This window comes from Chromobacterium sp. IIBBL 290-4, from assembly GCF_024207115.1.
Lineage (GTDB): Bacteria > Pseudomonadota > Gammaproteobacteria > Burkholderiales > Chromobacteriaceae > Chromobacterium.
Genome location: NZ_CP100128.1, coordinates 3652284 through 3673383, shown reverse-complemented (window position 1 = coordinate 3673383; position 21100 = coordinate 3652284). Strand labels below are relative to the sequence as shown.

Here is a 21100-nt window from a genome sequence, read left to right as displayed (position 1 = left end):
GTCGCCCGCGCTGCTAGAGATATAGCCAAGGAAAGCATCAAGGAGAAGCCTCGCTCTGGATCCGCGCGTAGGCCCCATCGCGCCGCATGGCCTGCAGCGCGGCGTCGAAGCGGTCGCGCAAACCCGCCAGCGCCGGCTTGCGGGCAAAGGCGAGATAACTGGGAATGTCCTCCAGCGGCGGCTTCAGCTCGCCCACCTGCGCGGCAACGCCGCGGCGCTTGATGATGTCCCAGGCGCCTAGCCGGTTGCTGACCAGGATGTCGAAGCGATTGGCCAGCAGCATGTCCAGATTCTGCTCGCCGCTGGCGGCGGTTTCGCCGACATGGATGCGGCCCTGGCGCAAGGCCAGATCGAAAGCCGCGCCGTAATTGACCGACCTCACCACGCCGAAGCGATAGGCGGACAGCTCGTCGAGATTGCCATTGAAATGGATCGGCGAACCCTTGCGAACAAACAAGGACACCGTCTGCGCCGCCAACGGCTCATGGCAGAAGTCCAGCCTGGCTTCCCGCTCCGGGGTGCGGAACAAGGTGAAGATGCCATCCTCCCGCCCCTCCTGCGCCATGGCCAGCGCCCGCCCCCAGGGATAGATGGCGATATGAATGGAAACGCCCATCCGGCGGAAGGCTTCGCGCACGATGTCGGCGGCGAAGCCTCTCACCTCCGCCCCGTCCTGATACTGGTAAGGCGGATACTGCAAAGTCGCCAGCTCAAGCGGCGGCGGCCCGGCGGGCCAAGCCGCGCCCGGCCCGAGCAGGCATATCGACAGCATCAGCGCGGCGATCCGCAAATCCAGCCTCCGGCGAAAGAAAAACGGAGCCCGCTCCATCGCAGGAACGAGCTCCGTCCATTCCGGGGCTCGCGGGCAGTCTTATGTCGGTATAGACAAGCCTGCCCGGCTCGCTCAGATCAGGTTCTGTTCGGCCACGTTGAGGTTGAGGTCTATCATCTGCTCGCTGCCGTCCTTGTCCTTGTCCTTGTGCTTCAGGTCCAGCCGCGCGCATTCGATGGCGTCCAGATAGGCCGCGGTGATGTCGCCGGTGATGTATTCGCCGTCGAAGCAGGAGCTTTCAAACAGCTTCAGCTCGCGGTTGACGCTGCTGACCGCATCCTTCAAGGCGTCCAGGTCCTGATAGATCACCTCGTCGGCGCCGATCTCGCGCGCGATGTCTTGCTCGTCGCGGCCGGTGGCCAACAGCTCGGCGCGGGTCGGCATGTCAATGCCATAGACATTGGGGAAGCGCACCGCCGGCGCGGCCGAGGCGAAATACACCTTCTTGGCGCCGGAATCGCGCGCCATCTGCACGATTTCCTTGGAGGTGGTGCCGCGGACGATGGAGTCGTCCACCAGCAGCACATTGCGGCCGGCGAACTCCAGCGGCACCGGGTTGAGCTTCTGGCGCACCGATTTCTTGCGCACCGCCTGGCCCGGCATGATGAAGGTGCGGCCGATGTAGCGGTTCTTGATGAAGCCCTCGCGGTAAGGCAGGCCCAGCGCGTTGGCCAGCTGCAGCGCGCTCTGGCGGCTGGAATCGGGGATGGGGATCACCACGTCGATGTCCAGCTCCGGCAGGTCGCGGCGGATCTTCTCCGCCAGCGTCTCGCCCATGTTCAGGCGCGACTGGTAGACCGACACGCCGTCTATCACCGAATCCGGGCGCGCGAAATAGACATATTCGAACAGGCAGGGCGCAAGCCGGGTGTTCTCGGCGCAAACCTGGCTGTGCATGTCGCCGTCAAAGGTGACGTACACGCACTCGCCCGGCGCGACATCGCGCAGCAGGGTGAAGCCGGAACAGTCCAGCGCCACCGACTCGGACGCGAACATGTATTCGGTCTTGCCGGCGCTTTCGGTGCAGCCCATCACCAGCGGGCGGATGCCGTTGGGGTCGCGGAAGGCCACCAGGCCGTAGCCGGCGATCATCGCCACCACCGCGTAAGCGCCCTTGACGCGCCTATGCACGGCGGACACGGCGCCGAATACCCCGTCCACCGTCAATTCGTGGCCCTTCACCCTTTGCGCCAGCTCGTGGGCGAACACATTGAGCAGCACTTCGGAGTCGGAGTTGGTGTTGATGTGGCGCAGATCGTTGCGGAACATGTCCGCCTTCAATTCGTCGGTATTGGTCAGGTTGCCGTTATGCGCCAGCACCAGGCCGAACGGCGAATTGACGTAGAAGGGCTGCGCCTCGGCCAGGCAGGAAGCCGAGCCCGCGGTCGGGTAACGCACGTGGGCGATGCCGGCATTGCCCAGCAGCGAACGCATATTGCGGGTGCGGAACACGTCGCGCACCATGCCGCTGCCCTTATGCATGTGAAAGGTCTTGCCATTGGCGGTTACGATGCCTGCGGCGTCCTGGCCGCGGTGCTGCAGCACCTGCAGGCCGTCGTACAGCAGCTGATTGACCGGCGACTGGCCGACTACGCCTAGAATTCCACACATCTTGAAAGCCCTCTATCCCACTAGCAGAAGAAAACGGAAACCCAAAAAGAAAGAGGCGGAATCTTGAAGTGAAAATATCAAGAGATTCCGCCTCTTCCACCTAACTGTCCGGCGCCTGGCCGGGTGGATCGTAATGTAAGTTGTTCGCCAGCGTCGGCGGCAGCCAGGGCCGCAGCGACAAGGCCATATGTTCGAACGGCGCCGCCAGCACGGCGTTGCGCCACATCGGTTTCTGCGGCAGGCTGCTCAAGCCGCCGATCAACACCAGCGCGGTCACCAGCACCAGGCCGCGCGCCAGGCCGAACACGCCGCCCAGCATGCGGTTGAACAGGCCCAGGCCCACGCTGTCCACCAGCCCGGTCAAGAGCACGCGCAATAGCGCGCTGCCCAGCCACACCAGGAAGAATACCAGCACGAAACCGGCCACCATGCGTAGCCCCTCGCCCGGCAGGCTGCCGGGCAGAAAATCAGATATAGTCGGCCCGAATTGCTTGGCGCACCAGAACGCGACCAGCCATGAACCCAGCGACATCACTTCGGAAATCAATCCGCGCATCAAGGCCATCAGCACCGATCCGGCGACGATGGCTATAGCGATATAGTCGAACCAGGTCATGGCGGCTACTTATTGATGATGATGCCGGTGATGCCGGCGCGCGCCAGCTTCTGCAGCGCTTGCTGCGCCTCGGCCTGGCTGTGGAACGGGCCCACGCGCACGCGGGTGACTTCGCCCTTGCTGGTTTCCACCTTGGAGAAGTGGGCGCTCACGCCTATGGACGCCAGCTTGCCGCGCAGCGCGTCCACCTTGGCTGGATCGGACAGCGCAGCCAGCTGCACCACGGACTTGCCGTGTCCCTGCTCGGTCTTGGCGGGGCGGTGCTCGGCATCGGCGCGGCCTTCCAGGATGGCCGCCGGATCAGGCTGATGCGGCCGGCTCTCCGGCTTGGCCTTGGGTTTGGGCTCGGGCTTGGCTTCTGCTTTCGGCTCCTGCTTGGCTGGCTTCGGCTGCTCGGCCTTGGGCTGCGCCGCAGCCGCCTGGGGCGCGGGCTTGGAGGCCGGCGCCGTGTCCTGCGGCTCGGTGATGCTGGACAGATTGGCGGGCAAGTCCGTTGTCTGCGCCGAAGCCACCGGCGCGGCGGCCACAACCTGAGATGCGGCATGATGCGCGGCCGCCGGAGCGGAGGCCGCCGATGCCGGCGCCGATGCGGCGCCCATGATTTCGATCGACTCCGGCTTCATCTGCTGCTCGGGCAGATGGCCGACCACATTCCATAACACAACGGTGGCGATGGAAACCAGCACCACCGCGCCGACCAGACGGCGGCGGGCGCGCTTGCGCAGCAAAATCAGTTCATCGTGGCTGGACAGGGCCATGCATTCCTCAAACCGGGTGACGCCGGGCTTCCAACACCTCGGCTACAGTGTGGAAAGACCCGAAAACGACGATTCTATCATTGTCGCCGGCTTGCGATAAGGCGGCGGACCATGCGTTCGCCACGGTATCATAAGCTTTTACATTGTCTATGCCCGACTGTTTCAACGTTTGAGCGATCGCCTCGCCGCTCTGGCCGCGCGGCATGTCCAGCCCCGCCGCCAGCCAGTGGTCGAATTCGCCGCGCGCGAGCTCGATCACGCCGGCCATATCCTTGTCGGCCAGCATGGAGAACACGGCGTAGCGCGTTTCGGCGTAAGGCAGTTGCTTCAACGCCGCCGTCATCGCCTTGACCGCGTGCGGATTGTGGCCGACATCCAGCACCACCGCCGGACGGCCCGGCAGCACCTGGAAGCGGCCCGGCCACTCCACTTCCACCAAACCTTGCTTGACCGCGCCTATGCCCACCGGCAGCTTGCCCTTGATCGCCTCCAGCGCGGCCAGCGCGCCGCAGGCATTGCTCATTTGATACGCGCCGCGCAAAGCCGGGATAGGCAGCGCGTGGCGATGGTAGTCGCCGCTATGGAAAGACCATTGATTATCCATGCGGGTGAAGCCGAAATCGCGGCGGAACAGCTTGAGATCGGCGCCGATTTCGGCGGCGTGATCGATCAGGCGCTGCGGCGGCTCGGGATCGACGCAGATCGCCGGCTTGCCGGCGCGGTAGATGCCGGCCTTCTCGAAGCCGATGTCCTCGCGGTTGTCGCCCAGGATGGCTTGATGGTCCAGATCGACGCTGACGACGACCGACACGTCGGGCTCGAAGATATTGACCGCGTCCAGGCGTCCGCCCAGGCCCACTTCCAGGATGATCACATCCACTTTTTCGGCGACGAAGCAATGCACAGCCGCCAGCGTGCCAAACTCGAAATAGGTCAGCGTGGTGTCGCCGCGGGCAGCGTCGATGGCCTCGAAAGCTTCGATGATGCGCGCGTCGCTGGCCGGTTTGAGATCGATGGCGATGCGTTCGTTGTATTGCAGAATATGCGGCGAGGTATACGTCCCCACCTTGTAGCCGGCGGCGCGGAAGATGGCGGACAGCATGGCGCAGGTGGAGCCCTTGCCATTGGTGCCAGCCACCATGATGACCGGACAGGCCGGCTGCAGCTTCATCGCCTCGCGCACGCGCGTCACGCGGGCCAGCCCCATGTCGATGGCGCTGATGTGCAGGCCCTCTTGCCAGCGCAGCCAATCATCCAGCGTTGTTCTTGTCGTCATGCGGATTCTTTCGATTCAGTGCGCTGCGGCGAGTGGAACCACAGCAAGTAGACTCTTAATTGGCGGCGCGCCTCGGCATCGGCCGAATCCGGCCACAGCATCACGCTGCGGCGCCCGCCTTCGGCATCGACATTGAGCACCGTCAGCAGCGGCGTGACGAAACAATCGCCGCGCGCCTCCACTTGCTGTCTCAGCGCCCCTTCGCACCAGAACAGCCTGCCTTGCGGGTCGACTTCCAGCCGGTCCGGCGCGGCCGCGCCCGCCCAGCCATCGGCCCGCAGCGCGCGCCAGGCGAACAAGACCGCGGCTGGCAGGATCATGGCGTAACTGGCATGCAGATAAAGCAAAACCACCGCCGAACCGGCCAGCAGCGCCGCCGACACCAGGCAGAGCCATAAGCGGGAGCGCCGGAGCGTAAGCGCGAACGGCTGCAGCAGCGCCTTGCCGTCTTTCAAACTTACAGCTCGCTGGCCGGGCTATTGGTGATGTCTTCGTCCACGCTGTCGATCACGGTAGAGTGGATCTCGACATCGAACCACTCCCAGAACGCTTTCAGCGACAGGTCCTTGGGCCACAGCGCGTCGTTTTCGTCCCAGGAGGCGAGCTCCATCTTGAACAGTTGTTCGCAGATTTCGTCGATGTGGGCGACGCCCTCTTCCGGCTCGACGAACTCCGGCAGCAGGATGGCGGTGCAATCGCTGCGCAGGCTGTCCAGCGTCAGGTCCACCATGTCGGTGTCCGGCAACTGGTTCAGCCAATCCAGGAACGGTTGTTTCGGCTTGATCACGGCAACGGCGCGGTCGACAAAGTACATGGGAGACCTTTCGGGCAAATAGAGATTCGGCGCGCATTGTACCAGCCTCCCCGCCGCCAGGCGACCCATACGCCAGCAGGGTCGGCGTGGTACACTGGCGGCTATTTTTCCTTCCCGCAAGAAGCGCAAGAACATGGCCCTGATTACCGTCGAGAAAGCCTGCCTGGCTTTCGGACACCACGCCCTCCTGGACAACGTAGACTTCGCCCTAGAACCGGGCGAGGCGGTCGGCCTGATCGGCCGCAACGGCGCGGGCAAATCGTCGCTGCTCAAAGGCATCGCCGGCGCGGTGCAGCTGGATGACGGCCGCATCAACACCAAGGGCGACGTCAAGGTCGCCTATGTGCCGCAAGAGCCGGAATTCCAAGACGGCCACACCGTGTTCGAAGCGGTGGCCGAGGGCCTGGGCGACTTGAAAGCCCTGCTCACCGACTATCACAAGATCACCCAGCAGCTCACCCAGGCCGACGCCGACCACGAACAGGCGCTCGCCCGCATGGAGACCATCCAGCACGAGCTGGAAGCGCGCGGCGGCTGGCAGTTCGACGCGCTGATCTCATCCACGCTCAGCCACCTGGACCTGGACCCGGACGTGCGCATCGAGGCGCTGTCCGGCGGCTGGAAAAAGCGCGTGGCCCTGGCGCGCGCGCTGGCGTCCAAGCCGGACGTGCTGCTGCTGGACGAGCCGACCAACCATCTGGATGTCTCGGCCATCGAGTGGCTGGAAGGCCTGATCAAGAATTTCGCCGGCAGCGTGCTCTTGATCACCCACGACCGCCGCTTCCTGGACAACGTCGCCACCCGCATCATCGAGCTGGACCGCGGCATGCTGCGCAGCTATCCGGGCAGTTTCTCCGCCTACCAGGTGCGCAAGGCGGAAGAGCTGGCGATCGAAGAAGAGCAAAACCGCGTGTTCGACAAATTCCACGCCCAGGAAGAGGCGTGGATACGCAAGGGCGTGGAGGCGCGCCGCACCCGCAACGAGGGCCGCGTGCGCCGGCTGGAAGCCATCCGCCGCGAGCGCTCGTCGCGCCGCGAACGCGTGGGCCAAGTGAACTTCCAGCTGGACGCCGGCGAGCGCTCCGGCAAGCTGGTGGCCGAGCTGGAGCACGTCAGCAAGGGCTTCGGCGACAAGAAACTGATCCGCGACTTCACCAGCCGCATCCTGCGCGGCGACAAGATCGGCCTGATCGGGCCAAATGGCGCCGGCAAGACCACGCTGCTGAAGCTGATCCTGGGCGAGCTGGAGCCGGACGCGGGCGAGGTGAAGCAAGGCACCAAGCTGGAAATCGCCTACTTCGACCAATTCCGCGAGCAATTGGACGAGGAAACCAGCGTCGCCGACATCATCAGCCAGGGCAATGATTTCGTCGAAATCGGCGGCGTGAAGAAGCATGTGATGAGCTACCTGGAAGACTTTTTGTTCTCGCCGCAGCGCGCCCGCAGCCCGGTGCGCTCGCTGTCCGGCGGCGAACGCAACCGCCTGCTGCTGGCGCGGCTGTTCACCCGCCCGGCCAATGTGCTGGTGCTGGACGAGCCGACCAATGACCTGGACATCGACACGCTGGAGTTGCTGGAAGACGTGATCGCCCAATACAGCGGCACCGTGTTCCTGGTCAGCCACGACCGCGCCTTCCTCGACAATGTGGTGACCCAGGTCATCGCCTTCGAGGGCGAGGGCAAGCTGGAAGAGTACCCCGGCGGCTACCAGGACTGGCTGGACGCCAAAAAGCGCATGGCTGAATTCGCCCCGGCGGAAAAGGCCAAGGATGCCGCCCCGGCCGCCGCGCCCGCGCGCCAGGACAAGCCCAAGGCCGCCCGCAACAAGCTCTCTTACAACGAAACCCGCGAGCTGGCGGCGTTGCCGGACCAGATCAGCGCGCTGGAAGCCGAACAGGCCGAGCTGAACCAACGCCTGCTCGACCCCAACTGCTACCGCGACACGCCCAAGGAAGCCATCGCCTGGCAACAGCGCGTGGAAGCCATAGACGAGTTGCTGCTGGAAAAACTGGCGCGCTGGGAAGAGCTGGAGCAACGCGCCAACTAAACCCGAACGCGCGGCAAAGCGCCCCAGCTTTGTCGCGCGTCGACGCATAGGCTAAACCGGTAGAAGGCGGGGCGCCCCATGCGGCGCGCCACCGCCTCGAAAATGACAATCCCGCCCGCGCGGCAAGCGCCATCGAAGCGGGCCGCCAATCGGGGCTGAAACCATATGCAGCGCGCAAGCGGGTGCCGAAAACTTTGCCGTACCATGCTGCGCCTGCCCGGCTGGCGGCTGGCGGCCGCGCTCTTCTGCCTGTCAGGCGCCGGCCAAGCCGCCCCTCTGCGCGCCTGCGCCTCCGATATCGACTTCCCGCCCTTCGCCTTCACCGCCTCATCGGGCTTCGCCGGCGGCGCGCAAGACACCGGCCTCGCCATCAATGTGCTGCAGCGCGCGCTGCGGCGAGCCGGGCGCGAACCGGCGGTCATCCAGCGGCTGCCCTGGCGCCGCTGCAGGGAAGGCGTCGCCCACGGCCAGACCGACATCGCCATCGACGTGCCCACCTCCGAGCTGGACCCCAAGCGCGCCTTGGCCACCGAGGCCTATGCCACGGTCCATCACCTGTACTTCTACTCCACCCGCAAATTCCCCACCGCGCCGCCGCTGCGCGCCCTGTCCGATCTCAAGCGCTACACCGTGTGCGGCTTGTTCGGCAGCCATTTGGATGTGTTCGGCATCGCCCCTTCCCGCCAGGACAGCAGCGCCAAAAACGAACGCAGCGCGATAGGCAAAGTCATGGAGGGCCGCTGCGATGTGTTCATCGAAATCCGCGAGGTGGTAGACAGCCTGTCGCAACGCGACGCCGCCATGCGCGACTTGTTCGCTGCCGCGCCGCTCCGCCACGAGCCCTTGCCTGGCGACATGCCCAGCGGCCTGCATTACGAGATCAGCCTGGCGCTGAAAGACGCGCCCGCCCTGCAGCGCTCCTTCAACGCCACCATCCTCGACCTGATCAACAACAAGGAAATGCCGAGGATGATGCCTTAGGCCGGCTTACTTGCCGGGTTTGCCGAATACCGTTTTCGCCGCCACCGACATCAGCTGATCCACCGTGCGGCCGGTCGCCACCAGGATGGGCACCAGAATTTCCTTGGCCGGCTTGCGGCCTTGCAAGTGCGACACCAGCGCGTCGGCCGCGGAGCCGCCCATCAGATAAGGCTGCTGCATGCCGACCGCGATCAGCGCGTCGCTCTTCAACAGCTTGACCACGTCGGGCATCGCGTCAAAGGAAACCAGCAATACCTGCTTTTCCTTGCCGGCCTCGCGGATGGCGCGCATCGCGCCCTCCACCGGCTGATCGGTCTCGATGAAGAAGCCACGGATCTTGGGGTGCGCCGCCAGGATTTCCTTGACGTAGCGATAAGTCTCCTCGGCCGAATAATCCTTCATCTGCCTGAGCACGATTTCCACCGGGAAACCCGCGTCCTTCATCGCGTCGCGAAAGCCGTTGCTGCGGTCCTGGCCGTTTTTGCGGCTCAGTTCTATGGTGATCATGCCGTAGCTGGCGCCATCCCAGCCCCGCCCCTTGAAGGCGGCGGCCAGTTCCACGCCCACATCGTAAGCGCCGCGATAATTATCCGACTTGACGAAGCTGACGTAATCGCCGCCGGTGGTGCCGATATCGGCGATGGACACGGGTATGCCCGCCCGTTTCGCCAGCGTCAGCGCATCCTCCGCCGCCTTGCTATTGATGGGGGAAATCACAATGCCCGCCGCGTGGCGATCCACCGCCTGCCGGACATTGTTCAATTGGATGTCGGCGCTGAGCTTGCTATCCATTTCAGAAAAAGAATAACCGCGCGCCGCCGCCACCGATTTGACGCCCTTCCCCACCGTATCCCAAAACGGCAAGTCCGCCTTGGCGGTGATGTACACAATTTCGGCCGCCATGGCCGGCGCCGACGCCAAGCCGATGGACACCGCCAACGACGCGCCCACGAGCTTGGCCATCCAGCCGAAACCGCGCGCGCATCCTGCCGCTTGAGCACTCATCTTTTCCTCCACGCTCTTAGCCGTTTCTCCATTCTAGTTTGCCTTGCGCGCTCGGCAGGGCAATCGCGGCCACCCGGACCGGCGCCACGCCGCCGGCATGAATCAGCCACAAGTCATGGTAAAATAAGCGCCGGGATTTACACTGGCTTAACGGCCGGCTTGCCGACTCGCGCTATACTTCCGGCAAAGCGCGCGTCTCGATTAGTGCCAGATAGTCGAAACACGCCAGCCATGCCCATTCATGCCGTCGCGCCGCGGCCTTTTACAACAGGCTGCGCCGCGAAGCCGCTCGAGAATCGCCGGGCGCGCATGAACATGACAGGAGTCCAAGCCCCAATGAAAGACGATTTGCTGATGGAGGCCGGCGCAAGCCGCCGCCGCCTGCTGCAAGGCGCGGCGCTGGCCGGCCTCGCCGCCCTGCTCGCCGCCTGCGGCACCACCCCGCCGCAGAAAACCAGCCAACGCCAGCCCAGCCGCCCCGGCAAACCGGGCGGCGATACCACGCTGTCCAATCTGCAAGCCGACGGCGACGGCCGCGAAATCCTGCTGTACACCATCGGCCTGCTGGACGGCGGCTACCAGTTCGGCGGCAACAACCCCGAAGCCGGACTGGATTGCAGCGGCATGGTCAGCTACATCTACCAGAACGCCGTGGGCATCAAGCTGCCGCACAATGCCGCCCGCATCGCGGCGCTGGCGCGCCCGATCTCGGACAGCCAGATGCAAGTCGGCGACCTGGTGTTCTTCAACACCATGAAACGCCCGTTCTCGCATATGGGCATCTTCATCGGCGACGGCAAGTTCGTCCACGCGCCGCGCACCAACAGCACCATACGGGTGGCGCGGCTGGACAATGTCTACTTCGCGCCGCGCTATGAAGGCGCGCGCACCGTATTGCGCACCTGAGCCAGCCCGCAAGCCGCCGCGCAGGCGGCCTCACCCCTCCTCCGCAGTCCCGATCTAAAAAATCCGCCCCGCCGGGAATAATCGCCTCTCCGCCACGTATACCCTGATAGGAGCGAATCCCAGGACCGTTCCTCCGCCAGCCCGACCAAAAGCCTCGCAATGGATTTCTGCCAGTCTCCGCGTCCATTTTCGGCGCGCCAAATGGCCGGGAGCGGCAACCTCAACCCTGCGCCAGGAGGCAGGGCCGCGACTTAGCGGCCCGCCCCTCGAACCATGACAGAGCCGAACATGCGAAAAGCCTTCCCGCTGCTGACCGCCTTATTGTGGGCTGTCGTCCAAGCTGCAACCGCCCAACCCTTCGACGCCGACATCCACAACAATACGCTGGCAGTCAGTCCGAACGAGCGCATGGCCGTCGCAGGCAACAGCCAGACTGCCGAACTGAAGGTATATGACCTGGCGAGCGGCAAACTCGCGGCCACGCTTCCCGGCTTCGTCACGCCCCGCAATATCGTCTTCTCCCCGGACGGACAGCGCTTTTACGTGACGGGCAGCAGCAAGGGCGTGCTGGAAAGGTGGAACGCCGCCACGCTCAAGCTGGAAGCCAACCTGGCCCTGGGGCCGGGCGCGTTCGGCAGCGCCATCGACCGCGCGGGCACCCATCTCTATGTGAACAACCAGGCGGCCAATAGCGTCAGCGTGGTGGACCTGGCCGACTGGCGGGTAATCAAGGTCATCCCCGGCTTCTCCGGCCCGCGCCAAGGCATCAAGCTGTCGCCCGACGGCGCAACTCTTTATGTCACCAACTTCCGCAGCGACAAACTGAGCGTGCTGGACACTCAAACCCTGACGCTGCGCCAGGAGATCGGCGGCTTCGACAAGATACGCGCCATCTCGATCTCCGCCGACGGCGGCACCCTGTACGCGGCCAACAGCGGCAATGACACGCTGTCCCGGGTGGATACCAAAACCGGCAAGATCACGGCCACCGCGCCGGTGGGCCGCGAACCCTACGGCGCCGCGCTGCGGCCGGACGGCAAGGCCTTGTACGCGGGCAATCTGAAAAGCGACTCGCTGACCGAGGTCGCGCTGCCCGACTTCAAGCCCGCGGCGCAGATCGGCGGCCTGTCGGGTCCGCGCCAGGCCATCAGCTTCAGCCGCGACAGCCGCAAGGCCTGGGTGTTGAACGAAGATTTGGGTCTGGCCGAGGTGGACTTGTCCGCGCGCGCGATCATCCGGGAGATTCCGCCATCGACCAACTGAGCCCGGAGCGTCAGTTCCATCAGTTGCTGCTGGACAACCTGGACCGGCTGCGCCGCTACGCGCGAGTGCTGGAGCGGAATGCAGCCGCCGCCGACGATCTGGTGCAGGACGCGCTGGAGCGGGCCTGGCGCAACTGGCGGCAGTGGCGGACCGGCTCGGACATCCGCCCCTGGCTATTCAGCATCCTGCACAACCAGCATGTCGATCACCTGCGGCGCGCGCGGCAGCCGGCCGAACTGTCCGAGGACGAATGGGAGCGGCTGTCCGTGCCACCCGGCCATGAAAGCGAATCGCAGTTGCGGGATCTCAGCCGCGTGCTGGCGCGCCTGCCTGATGAGCAAAGGGAAGTGCTGCTCCTGGTAGTGGTGGAAGAGATGCGCTACTAGGACGTGGCCGTCGCGCTGGGGCTGCCCGTCGGGACCGTGATGTCGCGCCTGCACCGCGGCCGGGAGCGCCTGCGCCAATTGATGACTGAACATGGAGGCATGGAGCCATGACCGAGCCTAATGCTGATAGCTTGCAAGCTTATCTGGATGGAGAGCTGCCCCCGCGGGAGGCGGCGGAACTGGAAGCCTGGCTGGCCCGGCATCCTGAGACCGCGGAAAAACTGGATCAATTGCGGTGCCAGGACGATGCGCTGCGGCAGCTGTGGGCGCTGCCCAAGCGCGAGCCCGTGCCATCCCGTTTGCTGGCCGCGGCCAGACCGCCGGCCAGGCGCGCGCCGCCGCCCTGGCTGCGCCAGGGCATCGCCGCCGGCCTGGTGTTCGCGCTGGGCCTAGGCGGCGGCTGGTATGGACAACAAGCCTATCAGGCCAGCGGCTACGCGGCGGAAGGGGGGATGATCGCGGACAGCCTCCCGCGGCAGGCGGCCATGGCGCATGTGGTCTACAGCCCCGACATCCAGCGCCCGGTCGAGATCGGCGCGGATCAGGAGGCGCAAATGATCGCCTGGCTCTCGCAGCGCATGCGCAGCCCCATCAAGCCGCCCCGCCTGGCTCAGGCGGGCTATGAGCTGATAGGAGGCCGCCTGCTGCCTGGGGAGCAAGGTCCGGTCGCCCAGTTCATGTACCACGACCCCTCCGGCTTGCGTGTCACGCTGTATGTAGCGAACGGCGTCAGCCCCAGGAACGAGGCCGGATTTCACTACGCCAGCCAGGGACCGGTCAATGTCTACTATTGGTGGAGCCAGGGCCAGGGATACGCGCTCTCCGCCGGTATGCCGCGTGAGCGGCTGGCCGGCCTGGCGCGATTGGCGCAGCGGCAATTGGCCGCGCATCCAGCGGCAGCGGAGACGCCTCCTCGCCCACTGATGTAAGCCGCGAAAGGCTGTGATAAGCTGCCGCATCCACAATGCATCCCGCGACCCGCAATGAAACTGAAATTCAGCAAGATGCACGGCTTGGGCAACGACTTCATGGTCATCGACGGCGTGAGGCAAGCGGTTTCGCTCACGCCGGAGCGCATCCGGCAACTGGGCCATCGCCAGCTCGGCATCGGCTTCGACCAACTGCTGCTGGTGGAGGCCGCGCGCGAGGCCGGCCACGATTTCCGCTACCGCATCTTCAACAACGACGGCGGCGAAGTGGAGCAATGCGGCAACGGCTCGCGTTGCTTCGTCAAATTCGTCTGCGACGAAGGCCTGACCGACAAGCGCCGGATCGCGGTGGAAACCGCGCGCGGCGTGATCAGCCCGGAATACCTGGGCGACGGCATGGCCCGCGTGGACATGGGCGTGCCCCGCTTCGCGCCCGCCGACATTCCTTTCATCGCCGCCCAAGCGGCGCTGAGCTACCCGCTGCAGCTAAAGGACGACGAGTGCGTGGTCAGCGTCGCCTCGATGGGCAACCCGCACGCAGTGCAGCTGGTGGACGACGTGGACGCCGCCCCGGTGGCGGCCGTCGGCCCGCAAGTGGAAAGCCATCCGCGCTTCCCCGAACGCGTCAACGCCGGTTTCATGCAGATTGTGTCGCGCGGCGAAATCCGCCTGCGCGTCTATGAGCGCGGCGCCGGCGAAACGCTGGCCTGCGGCACCGGCGCCTGCGCCGCCGTGGTGTGCGGCATCCGCCTGGGCCTGCTGGACCCGCGCGTGACCGTCCACGCCCGCGGCGGCGACATGGTGATCGAATGGGCCGGCGAAGGCAGTCCGGTGATCATGACCGGCCCCGCTGTCACCGTTTTCCAGGCAGAAATCGAACTTTAAGCGCCAGATCGACACCAACCCCTTTGCGTATCACCAAGAAAGGAACAGGCTGATGCACAGCGAACAGGTTCTCGCCTTCCTCGACGAACATCCCGAATTCCTGCAGCAACACGCCGAACGCTACGGCCTGCAGGCCGCGCCCCAGGCGGGCGAACGGGTGGTGGTGTCCTTCGTCGAGCGTCAGTTGCTGGAACTGAAGGACCAGGCCCGCCAATTGGAGGCCCAGCTGCAGCAACTGATGGAACAAGGCAAGGCCAACGATCAGATCCTGGCCCGCACCCATCAGCTGACGCTGTCGCTGCTGAACGGCGGCGGGTTGGCGCATCGCATCGCCGCGCTGAAAGACGGCCTGCGCGATCACTTCCAGCTGAACCGCGCCGCCATCCGGCTGTGGCATCCCGCCGCGGAGAGCGACGCCGAGCATTACAACGCCCGCGGCGAAGTGCAAGGCCTGGCCCGCAATCTGGCCGCCGCGCCTTATTGCGGCCCTTATGTCAATGACGAGGTGATGAGCTGGTTCCCGGCCAAGCCGGTGCTGCAGTCCTTCGCCCAGGTGGCGCTGCGCGACGCCGCCGGCCAGCCATTCGGCCTGCTGGTTCTGGCCAGCGACGACACCCAGCGCTTCACCCGCGACATGCACACCCAGTACCTGGCGCAGATCGGCGCGCTCGCCTCCGCCGCCCTGCTCGCCGCGCTGGAGGAGCGATGACAGCCACACCAGTCGGATGGCTGCTGCTGGCCATCGTCGCGCTCTTTTTCCTGCACGCCTGCTGGCGGCTGATCTCCAGCCGCAACGGCAGCGCCATCGCCTGCTCGCTGGCCGCCTATCTGGCGCTGGCTGTGCTGCTGGATTGCCATGAGGAGCCGGTTTCGGTCGCGCCGCTGCTGCTCCCCTTTGTCTACGGCTATGCCTGGCTGGGCATCGCCGCGGTGATGTGGGCCGCCGCCAATATGAAGGTGGAGCGCCGCGCGCTGAGCTTCCCGGGGCAAGACCCCAGGCTGGCGGCGCTGTTCGCCAGCCAGCTGGCCCTGCATATCGGCGTGCTGGCCTTTTCCCCCTGGCTGGCTTGGCGGCCGCTGGCGGCCTATATCATGGCGCCGCCCTTGCTCGCCGCCGCCAGTTACGCGGCCTATCGAGTAATGCTGATGGTGATGCGCCGCCGCGAAACCTGCGGCGCGCCATGGCCGGCCTGGGCCACGCTCTGCGTCACCCTGCCGCTGGCCCTGGTCTGGCTGGAACACTGGCTCGCGCCTTGGCTGCTGGACTTCACCTAAGCCCATTCCGACCCGCGCCGGATAAGAAAAAAGCACCCTCGCGGTGCTTTTTCCCATCTGCAGGCCGGCGTCAGGATCGGACGGGCTCGCCGGAGACGGCTTTTGTCGTGGCGGCTGCCGGCGCCGAGCGGGTCAGCGAGCTCAGGGCGATGCCGGCGAAGATCGCCGCCAGGCCCGCGGCATGAAACCAGTGCAGTTCCTCGCCCAGCAAGGCGATCGACTGCACCGCGCCGAAAGCCGGCATCAGGTACAGAAAGCTCGCCGCCTTGGCGGTGCCCACCATGGCGATGGCGCGGTTGTACATCAGGTACGCCACCACCGAGGGCAGCGCGCCCAGGTAGATCAGGCTGGCCCAGGCCCCGCCATCAAGGGAAGGCAGGCCGCGCTGGGCCGCCTCCATGCCGAACAAAGGCAGCAACACCAGCTCGCCCACCAGCAGCAATACGCTCATCTGCACCAGCGCGTCGATGCCCGGCTTGAGCTTGCGCAAGCCCAGCGTGTAGATGGCCCAGCACAGGCCGCCGGCCAACACCAGCAAATCGCCGCTGCCGAAATGGAAAGCGCCGATCGCCGCCAGATTGCCCTTCAGCACGATCAGCAAAGCGCCGCACAAGGCCACGCTCATGCCTAGCCACTGGCGGCTGCTCAGCCGCTGGCGGAAATACAGCGAGCCCAGCAGCAGCACCATCACCGGCGTGGCGCTGTTCAAGATCACCGCATTGGTGGCGGTGGTGGTCTGCACCGCCCAGTAGACGAAGGTATTGGTCAGGCCGATGCCGAACAGGCCCAGCAACAGCAACTGCTTCCATTGCGCCCGCAGCTTGGGCCATTCGCGCTTGAATCTCGGCAAGGCGAACGGCGCGAGGCAGCACAGGGCGATGGCCCAGCGGGCGAAGGCGAGCGTAAACGGCCCCACCTGTTCATGCAGGGCGCGGGCGATGACGAAATTGGTGGACCACATCAACATGGTCACAATCAATAGCAAATAGGCTTTGTGGTGGGAAGTTGCGGACTTCATGGCAGCTCTTGATATAAACTGCCGATATTCTAGCAATTAAGTGGAATATAATAATTCAATCTTACCAATGACAGACTGAGTAAATTCCACAATTCGCAATGAAACAATCAATTCATTCCACCATCCGGCTGATTGATGAAATATTGCGACGCCGGGCGCCCTCCTCGCTCAGTCAAAAGAACTAGTCCGCCCTCTCCTTCCTGCGAACTGTCCCGCAGCGATAACTTCCATACAATCCTAACAACAACCACTCCAGCCGGACCCGCCTCATGCTGACAGACCGCTTCGGCCGCGCGATCGAATACCTGCGGCTCTCCGTCACCGACCGCTGCGACTTGCGCTGCAGCTATTGCCTGCCCAAGGGATTCAAAGGGTTTGAAGAACCGGCGCAGTGGCTGACTTTCGACGAAATTGAGCGCGTGGCATCCGCGTTTAGCCGCCTGGGCGTGCAACGGCTGCGGCTGACCGGCGGCGAGCCCTTGCTGAGGCGCGGCCTGAGCGAGCTGGCCGGCAGGCTGTCCGCTCTGCCCGGCCTCGCCGATTTATCCCTCTCCACCAATGCCACGCAGCTGGAAAAACACGCCGCGGCGCTGCGGCGCGCCGGCGTCAGCCGCTTGAATGTGAGCCTGGATTCCTTGCGGCGCGATTGCGTGGCCCAGCTGACCGGCAGCGACAGCCTGCCCAAGGCGCTGGCTGGCCTTGCCGCCGCCAAGGACGCGGGCTTCGACAGAATCAAAATCAATATGGTGCCGGTCGCCGGCGTCAACGACGGCGATATCGAAGCGATGGCGGAGTTCTGCATCGAACACGGCTTCATCCTGCGCCTGATCGAGGCCATGCCGATGGGAGACAGCGGACGCCGAACGCGCGGCAGCGAGCTCGCGCCGATACTGGAGAGACTGAGCCGCCGCTTTGGCCTGGAGGCGCTTTGCCGCAATCTGGGCGGCGGCCCCGCCCGCTACTGGGGCTCGCCCGACGGGCGCTTCACGCTGGGACTGATCACGCCTATCAGCCAGCATTTTTGCGCCAGCTGCAACCGGCTGCGGATGTCGGTGGACGGCACCCTCTACCTGTGCCTGGGCCAAGAGCAGAGCTATCCGCTGCGGCCCCTGCTGCGCGCCGGCTGCAGCGACGCGGAGCTGGAAGCCGCCATCCGCGCCGCCATTGAACTGAAGCCGGAAAAACACGACTTCAACGAAGCGCCGGCCAAGCTGATGCGTTTCATGTCGCAGACCGGCGGCTAGCCAGCCAGTCTGCGATGAAAGCCGCCACGGCGGCCGCGTCGTTCAAATCCAGCACAGTCACGGCGGCGTCCAAGGCCGCATCCGACGCCACCGCGATGATGTTCGCGTCCTCCAGATACCGCGCCGGCCTACCCAAGGCGGGTCGATAAACCTCCAGCTTGGGCACCGGCAGCGTTTTCTGCCCCTCCAGCAACACCAGATCGCACGGCGACAATCTAGCCAGCTGCTCGTCCAGCGTCAGCTCCCTTTCCGTTTCCGCGTAAACGCCCACCCTGCGCGGCGACACGATCATCACCTCGCAAGCGCCGGCCTGGCGGTGCCGGAAACTGTCCTTGCCCGGTTCGTCCAGCTGCACGTCGTGATGGCTGTGCTTGATCACCGCCACCTTCAGCCCCGCCGACCGCAGCAAGGGCAGTATCTTTTCCAGCAAAGTCGTCTTGCCGCTGCCGGAATAACCGCAAATTCCCAACACCGCCTGCATGTCTTCTCCTTTTGGGGGATTGTCGCTCCTGACGGAACACACTATGTTCATACTATTTCCATAGAAACTTATTTGTGCGCAGCACTCGCGGCAGAACCCAACCGGAATCAGCATGAGTCGAATTGTCCCATTTCCAGCCCTCAGCCGCCGCTTTCAAAGCCTGGCGAGCAAACTACTGGTATTGTCGCTGATCGCCCTGTTGATTGTATTGACCGCCATCGCCTACTCGCTCGCCCTTTCCTGGCGGCTGGAAGGCGGCGCGGCCGCCATCAACGATGTAGGCAGCCTGCGCATGCGCAGCTATCGCCTGGCCTATCTGCAATCGCAGCGCGCCGCCAGCGCGCAGCTCGCCGCCGAAACCGCCGCTTTCGACCAGACCCTGGACCGCCTGCGCCGGGGCGATCCCGCCCGGCCTTTGTTTTTGCCCGATAACCGCGACATCCGCGACCAGGAGAGCTTGATAGAAAAGCGCTGGCGCGAGGAAATCCGGCCGCTGATGCAGACCCGGAGCGGCGCCCCGGCCCAGCTCAAGGTGGAGGCCTTCGTCGCCGACATCGACACCTTGGTGTCCCTGGTGGAAAGGGATAATGAAGCCAACACCAATCTGCTCCGGCTATTCCAGATGGTGCTGATCGCCATGGCGCTGGCCGGCACCGTCACCATGGCCTATATGCTGTTTCTGATGGTGATCAACCCGGTCAGCGCGCTCAGCGAGGCGATGCGGCGTCTGCGCGAGGGCGATCTCGACGCCAGGATCAGGGTGGACCGCCAGGACGAATTCGGCCAGCTCGCCGCAGGCTTCAACCAGATGGCGGAACGGGCGCAGGACCTGTACCAGAACCTGGAAAGCAAGGTCAAACAGAAGACGCAGGAGGTGGAAGAGCAGAATCTGCGCCTGAAGACGCTATATGACATGACCTCCTTCCTGCACCAACAGCGCGCGCTGGACGAAACCTGCCACGGCTTCCTCGGCCGGCTGATGCGGCTGACCGGCGCCGACGCCGCCAATGCCCGGCTGGTGGACGCGGAACGCGGCAAGCTGGACCAGATCGCCCAGCAAGGCCTGCCGGCTGACATGGCGCTGAATGAGGAATGCATCCCCCACGACGCCTGCCACTGCGGCGAAGCCGTGCAGCAGCCCTTCGCCGTGCTGCGCCACATCGGCGAACTGGCCGGCGAGGACATCCGCCACTGCGGCAAGGCCGGCTTCGCCTCCATCGCCGTCTTCCATATCCGCAACCAGCGCGAGGACGTGGGCATCTTCACCTTGTACTTCCGCGAAAAACGCACGCTGTCGATGGCTGAGCAGATGCTGATCGAAACGCTGGGCCAGCACTTGGGCGTCGCCATCGAAAACCAGCGCCTCGGCGCGATGGAGCGCCAGTTCGCCGTGTCCGAGGAGCGCAATCTGATGGCCCAGGGCCTGCACGACAGCATCGCCCAATCGCTGTCCTTCCTCAATCTGCAGACGCAGATGCTGGAAGACGCGATGAACTCCCGAGAAGAAGACATGGCCCGGGAAAACCTCGCCTTCATCCGCGCCGGCGTGCAGGAGTGCTACGAGGACGTGCGCGAACTCCTGTTGAATTTCCGCACCCGCATCAGCAAACAGGAATTCCCTGAGGCGGTGAACACGCTGCTGCAGCGCTTCGAGCAACAAACCCGCATCCCGGCCAGCCTGGAGCTTCGCGGCGAAGGCAAGCCGCTGGACCCGCAACAGCAACTGCAGGTGTTCTTCATCCTGCAGGAAGCCCTATCCAATGTCCGCAAGCATGCCGACGCCAGCGCGGTCAAAGTGGAGATCGACAACGACGCCAGTTTCCGCATGAGCATCCAGGACAACGGCCGCGGCTTCTCCCCCGAACAACTGGCCGCCAAGGCCGCGCGCCATGTCGGCGTGTCCATCATGCAAGAACGGGCCAACCGCATACACAGCCGGATCCAGATCCATTCGCAGCCCGACCACGGCACCACGGTGGAACTGACCCTGCCCAAAGAGGAGCGCACCAGCGCATGACACAAGCGATACGCATTTTACTGATTGACGACCACACGCTGTTCCGCAGCGGCCTGAAAGCGCTGCTGCAAAGGCAGGACGATTTCCTGGTGGCGGGCGAAGCCGCCGACGGCCTGGAAGGCGTGAAACAGGCGGAGCTGCTGAAGCCGGACGTGGTGCTGCTGGACCTGGACATGCCGGTGATGAACGGCCGCGAAGCGCTGGGCCAGATACTGAGCGGCTGCCCGGACACCGCGGTGCTGATGCTGACCGTGTCCGAGGACGGCGACGATCTGGCCGAATGCATGCGCGGCGGCGCCCGCGGCTACCTGCTGAAAAACATCAACGCCGACTTCCTGCTGGACAGCATTCGCCGCGCGGTGGACGGCGACAGCGTATTGTCGCCGGAAATGACCGCCAAGCTGCTGGCCCGGCTGCGCCAGCCGCCCAGCGCCAAAACCAGCGAACTGGACACCTTGACGCCGCGTGAGCGCGAAACGCTGAGCTGGCTGGCGCGCGGCGTCAGCAACAAGGAAATCGCCCGCGAACTGGACCTGGCCGAGAGCACGGTCAAGGTCCACGTGCAGAACATCCTGCGCAAGCTGTCGCTGAGCAGCCGGGTGCAGGCGGCGGTCTATGCTGTAGAACACGGGTTGGACAAGGCCTGAAAATAGTTTGCAAGGTTTGGGCGGTTACGGATGAAGCCATCGTAGCGCGGGTTGGCCGAAGGCCATACCCGCGAACAAGACAACACCAGGCCGTAACGCAATCATGATA

The 21100-nt window shown here is 64.8% G+C and carries 23 protein-coding genes; 13 read left to right on the top strand and 10 right to left on the bottom strand.

Going from position 1 to position 21100, the window contains the following annotated elements; translation table 11 throughout:
* Positions 1-37: 37 nt before the first annotated feature.
* The 7 genes from NKT35_RS17175 to NKT35_RS17145 all read right to left on the bottom strand — a co-directional run bounded on the left by NKT35_RS17175 (position 38) and on the right by NKT35_RS17145 (position 5907).
* Complete coding sequence (locus tag NKT35_RS17175; RefSeq protein ID WP_254295246.1) at positions 38-790, bottom strand: substrate-binding periplasmic protein; 753 nt, start codon at positions 788-790, stop codon at positions 38-40.
* Positions 791-904: 114 nt separating this feature from the next.
* The gene (gene purF / locus NKT35_RS17170; RefSeq protein ID WP_254295244.1) at positions 905-2443 is read right to left on the bottom strand and encodes an amidophosphoribosyltransferase; all 1539 of its coding nucleotides are present in this window, start codon (positions 2441-2443) and stop codon (positions 905-907) included.
* Positions 2444-2543: 100 nt separating this feature from the next.
* On the bottom strand, positions 2544-3059 hold the full coding sequence (locus NKT35_RS17165) for a CvpA family protein (protein WP_254295242.1): 516 nt from the start codon (positions 3057-3059) through the stop codon (positions 2544-2546).
* 5 nt (positions 3060-3064) lie between these two features.
* Positions 3065-3817: an SPOR domain-containing protein gene (locus NKT35_RS17160; RefSeq protein ID WP_254295240.1), complete on the bottom strand. Its 753-nt coding sequence runs from the start codon at positions 3815-3817 to the stop codon at positions 3065-3067.
* Positions 3818-3824: 7 nt separating this feature from the next.
* Positions 3825-5093 carry a bifunctional tetrahydrofolate synthase/dihydrofolate synthase gene (folC, locus tag NKT35_RS17155; protein ID WP_254295238.1) on the bottom strand — a complete coding sequence of 423 codons (1269 nt, stop codon included), beginning with the start codon at positions 5091-5093 and terminating at the stop codon, positions 3825-3827.
* A complete protein-coding gene (locus tag NKT35_RS17150; RefSeq protein ID WP_254295236.1) occupies positions 5090-5548 on the bottom strand; it encodes a protein YgfX in 459 nt (152 codons plus the stop codon). Before NKT35_RS17150 ends, folC begins: the two co-directional genes overlap by 4 nt.
* Before the next feature lie 2 nt (positions 5549-5550).
* A complete protein-coding gene (locus NKT35_RS17145) occupies positions 5551-5907 on the bottom strand; it encodes a hypothetical protein (protein ID WP_254295234.1) in 357 nt (118 codons plus the stop codon).
* Between the two features lie 133 nt (positions 5908-6040).
* Between NKT35_RS17145 and NKT35_RS17140 the strand changes: the two genes are divergently transcribed.
* Both NKT35_RS17140 and NKT35_RS17135 read left to right on the top strand, forming a co-directional pair.
* Complete coding sequence (locus tag NKT35_RS17140; RefSeq protein ID WP_254295232.1) at positions 6041-7954, top strand: ATP-binding cassette domain-containing protein; 1914 nt, start codon at positions 6041-6043, stop codon at positions 7952-7954.
* Between the two features lie 204 nt (positions 7955-8158).
* Complete coding sequence (locus tag NKT35_RS17135) at positions 8159-8935, top strand: substrate-binding periplasmic protein (RefSeq protein ID WP_254295230.1); 777 nt, start codon at positions 8159-8161, stop codon at positions 8933-8935.
* A 6-nt stretch (positions 8936-8941) separates the two neighbouring features.
* On the opposite strand, the gene NKT35_RS17130 is transcribed toward NKT35_RS17135, so the two are convergent.
* Positions 8942-9940, bottom strand: a complete 999-nt coding sequence (locus tag NKT35_RS17130; protein ID WP_254295229.1) for a substrate-binding domain-containing protein — start codon at positions 9938-9940, stop codon at positions 8942-8944.
* A 336-nt stretch (positions 9941-10276) separates the two neighbouring features.
* Between NKT35_RS17130 and NKT35_RS17125 the strand changes: the two genes are divergently transcribed.
* The 8 genes from NKT35_RS17125 (at position 10277) to NKT35_RS17095 (ending at position 15584) form a co-directional block, all read left to right on the top strand.
* The gene (locus tag NKT35_RS17125) at positions 10277-10846 is read left to right on the top strand and encodes a C40 family peptidase (protein WP_254295228.1); all 570 of its coding nucleotides are present in this window, start codon (positions 10277-10279) and stop codon (positions 10844-10846) included.
* A 288-nt stretch (positions 10847-11134) separates the two neighbouring features.
* Positions 11135-12109: a YncE family protein gene (locus NKT35_RS17120; RefSeq protein ID WP_254295226.1), complete on the top strand. Its 975-nt coding sequence runs from the start codon at positions 11135-11137 to the stop codon at positions 12107-12109.
* Between the two features lie 23 nt (positions 12110-12132).
* Positions 12133-12495 carry a sigma-70 family RNA polymerase sigma factor gene (locus tag NKT35_RS17115; RefSeq protein ID WP_254295224.1) on the top strand — a complete coding sequence of 121 codons (363 nt, stop codon included), beginning with the start codon at positions 12133-12135 and terminating at the stop codon, positions 12493-12495.
* Positions 12496-12498: 3 nt separating this feature from the next.
* Positions 12499-12606, top strand: coding sequence for a hypothetical protein (locus NKT35_RS24215; protein WP_371926371.1), 108 nt, complete (start codon positions 12499-12501; stop codon positions 12604-12606).
* Positions 12603-13424 (top strand): anti-sigma factor family protein, encoded by an 822-nt coding sequence (locus NKT35_RS17110; RefSeq protein ID WP_254295222.1) that lies wholly within the window; start codon positions 12603-12605, stop codon positions 13422-13424. The genes NKT35_RS24215 and NKT35_RS17110 overlap by 4 nt, the downstream gene beginning before the upstream one ends.
* Positions 13425-13478: 54 nt before the next feature.
* Positions 13479-14309: a diaminopimelate epimerase gene (gene dapF, locus NKT35_RS17105; protein ID WP_254295220.1), complete on the top strand. Its 831-nt coding sequence runs from the start codon at positions 13479-13481 to the stop codon at positions 14307-14309.
* A gap of 52 nt (positions 14310-14361) precedes the next feature.
* Positions 14362-15018, top strand: a complete 657-nt coding sequence (locus NKT35_RS17100) for a DUF484 family protein (protein ID WP_254295205.1) — start codon at positions 14362-14364, stop codon at positions 15016-15018.
* Entirely contained in the window at positions 15015-15584 is a 570-nt protein-coding gene (locus tag NKT35_RS17095; RefSeq protein ID WP_254295202.1) for a hypothetical protein, read from the top strand. Before NKT35_RS17100 ends, NKT35_RS17095 begins: the two co-directional genes overlap by 4 nt.
* A 70-nt stretch (positions 15585-15654) precedes the next feature.
* On the opposite strand, the gene NKT35_RS17090 is transcribed toward NKT35_RS17095, so the two are convergent.
* Entirely contained in the window at positions 15655-16602 is a 948-nt protein-coding gene (locus NKT35_RS17090; protein WP_254295194.1) for a DMT family transporter, read from the bottom strand.
* Positions 16603-16871: 269 nt separating this feature from the next.
* Between NKT35_RS17090 and moaA the strand changes: the two genes are divergently transcribed.
* On the top strand, positions 16872-17846 hold the full coding sequence (gene moaA / locus NKT35_RS17085; protein ID WP_254295193.1) for a GTP 3',8-cyclase MoaA: 975 nt from the start codon (positions 16872-16874) through the stop codon (positions 17844-17846).
* On the opposite strand, the gene mobB is transcribed toward moaA, so the two are convergent.
* A complete protein-coding gene (mobB, locus tag NKT35_RS17080; RefSeq protein WP_254295191.1) occupies positions 17824-18327 on the bottom strand; it encodes a molybdopterin-guanine dinucleotide biosynthesis protein B in 504 nt (167 codons plus the stop codon). The genes moaA and mobB overlap by 23 nt on opposite strands.
* A 112-nt stretch (positions 18328-18439) precedes the next feature.
* Here mobB and NKT35_RS17075 point away from each other — a divergent pair, with 112 nt between their 5' ends.
* Both NKT35_RS17075 and NKT35_RS17070 read left to right on the top strand, forming a co-directional pair.
* Positions 18440-20344, top strand: a complete 1905-nt coding sequence (locus NKT35_RS17075; protein WP_254295189.1) for a type IV pili methyl-accepting chemotaxis transducer N-terminal domain-containing protein — start codon at positions 18440-18442, stop codon at positions 20342-20344.
* A complete protein-coding gene (locus NKT35_RS17070; protein WP_254295187.1) occupies positions 20341-20991 on the top strand; it encodes a response regulator in 651 nt (216 codons plus the stop codon). Before NKT35_RS17075 ends, NKT35_RS17070 begins: the two co-directional genes overlap by 4 nt.
* Positions 20992-21100 lie beyond the last annotated feature (109 nt).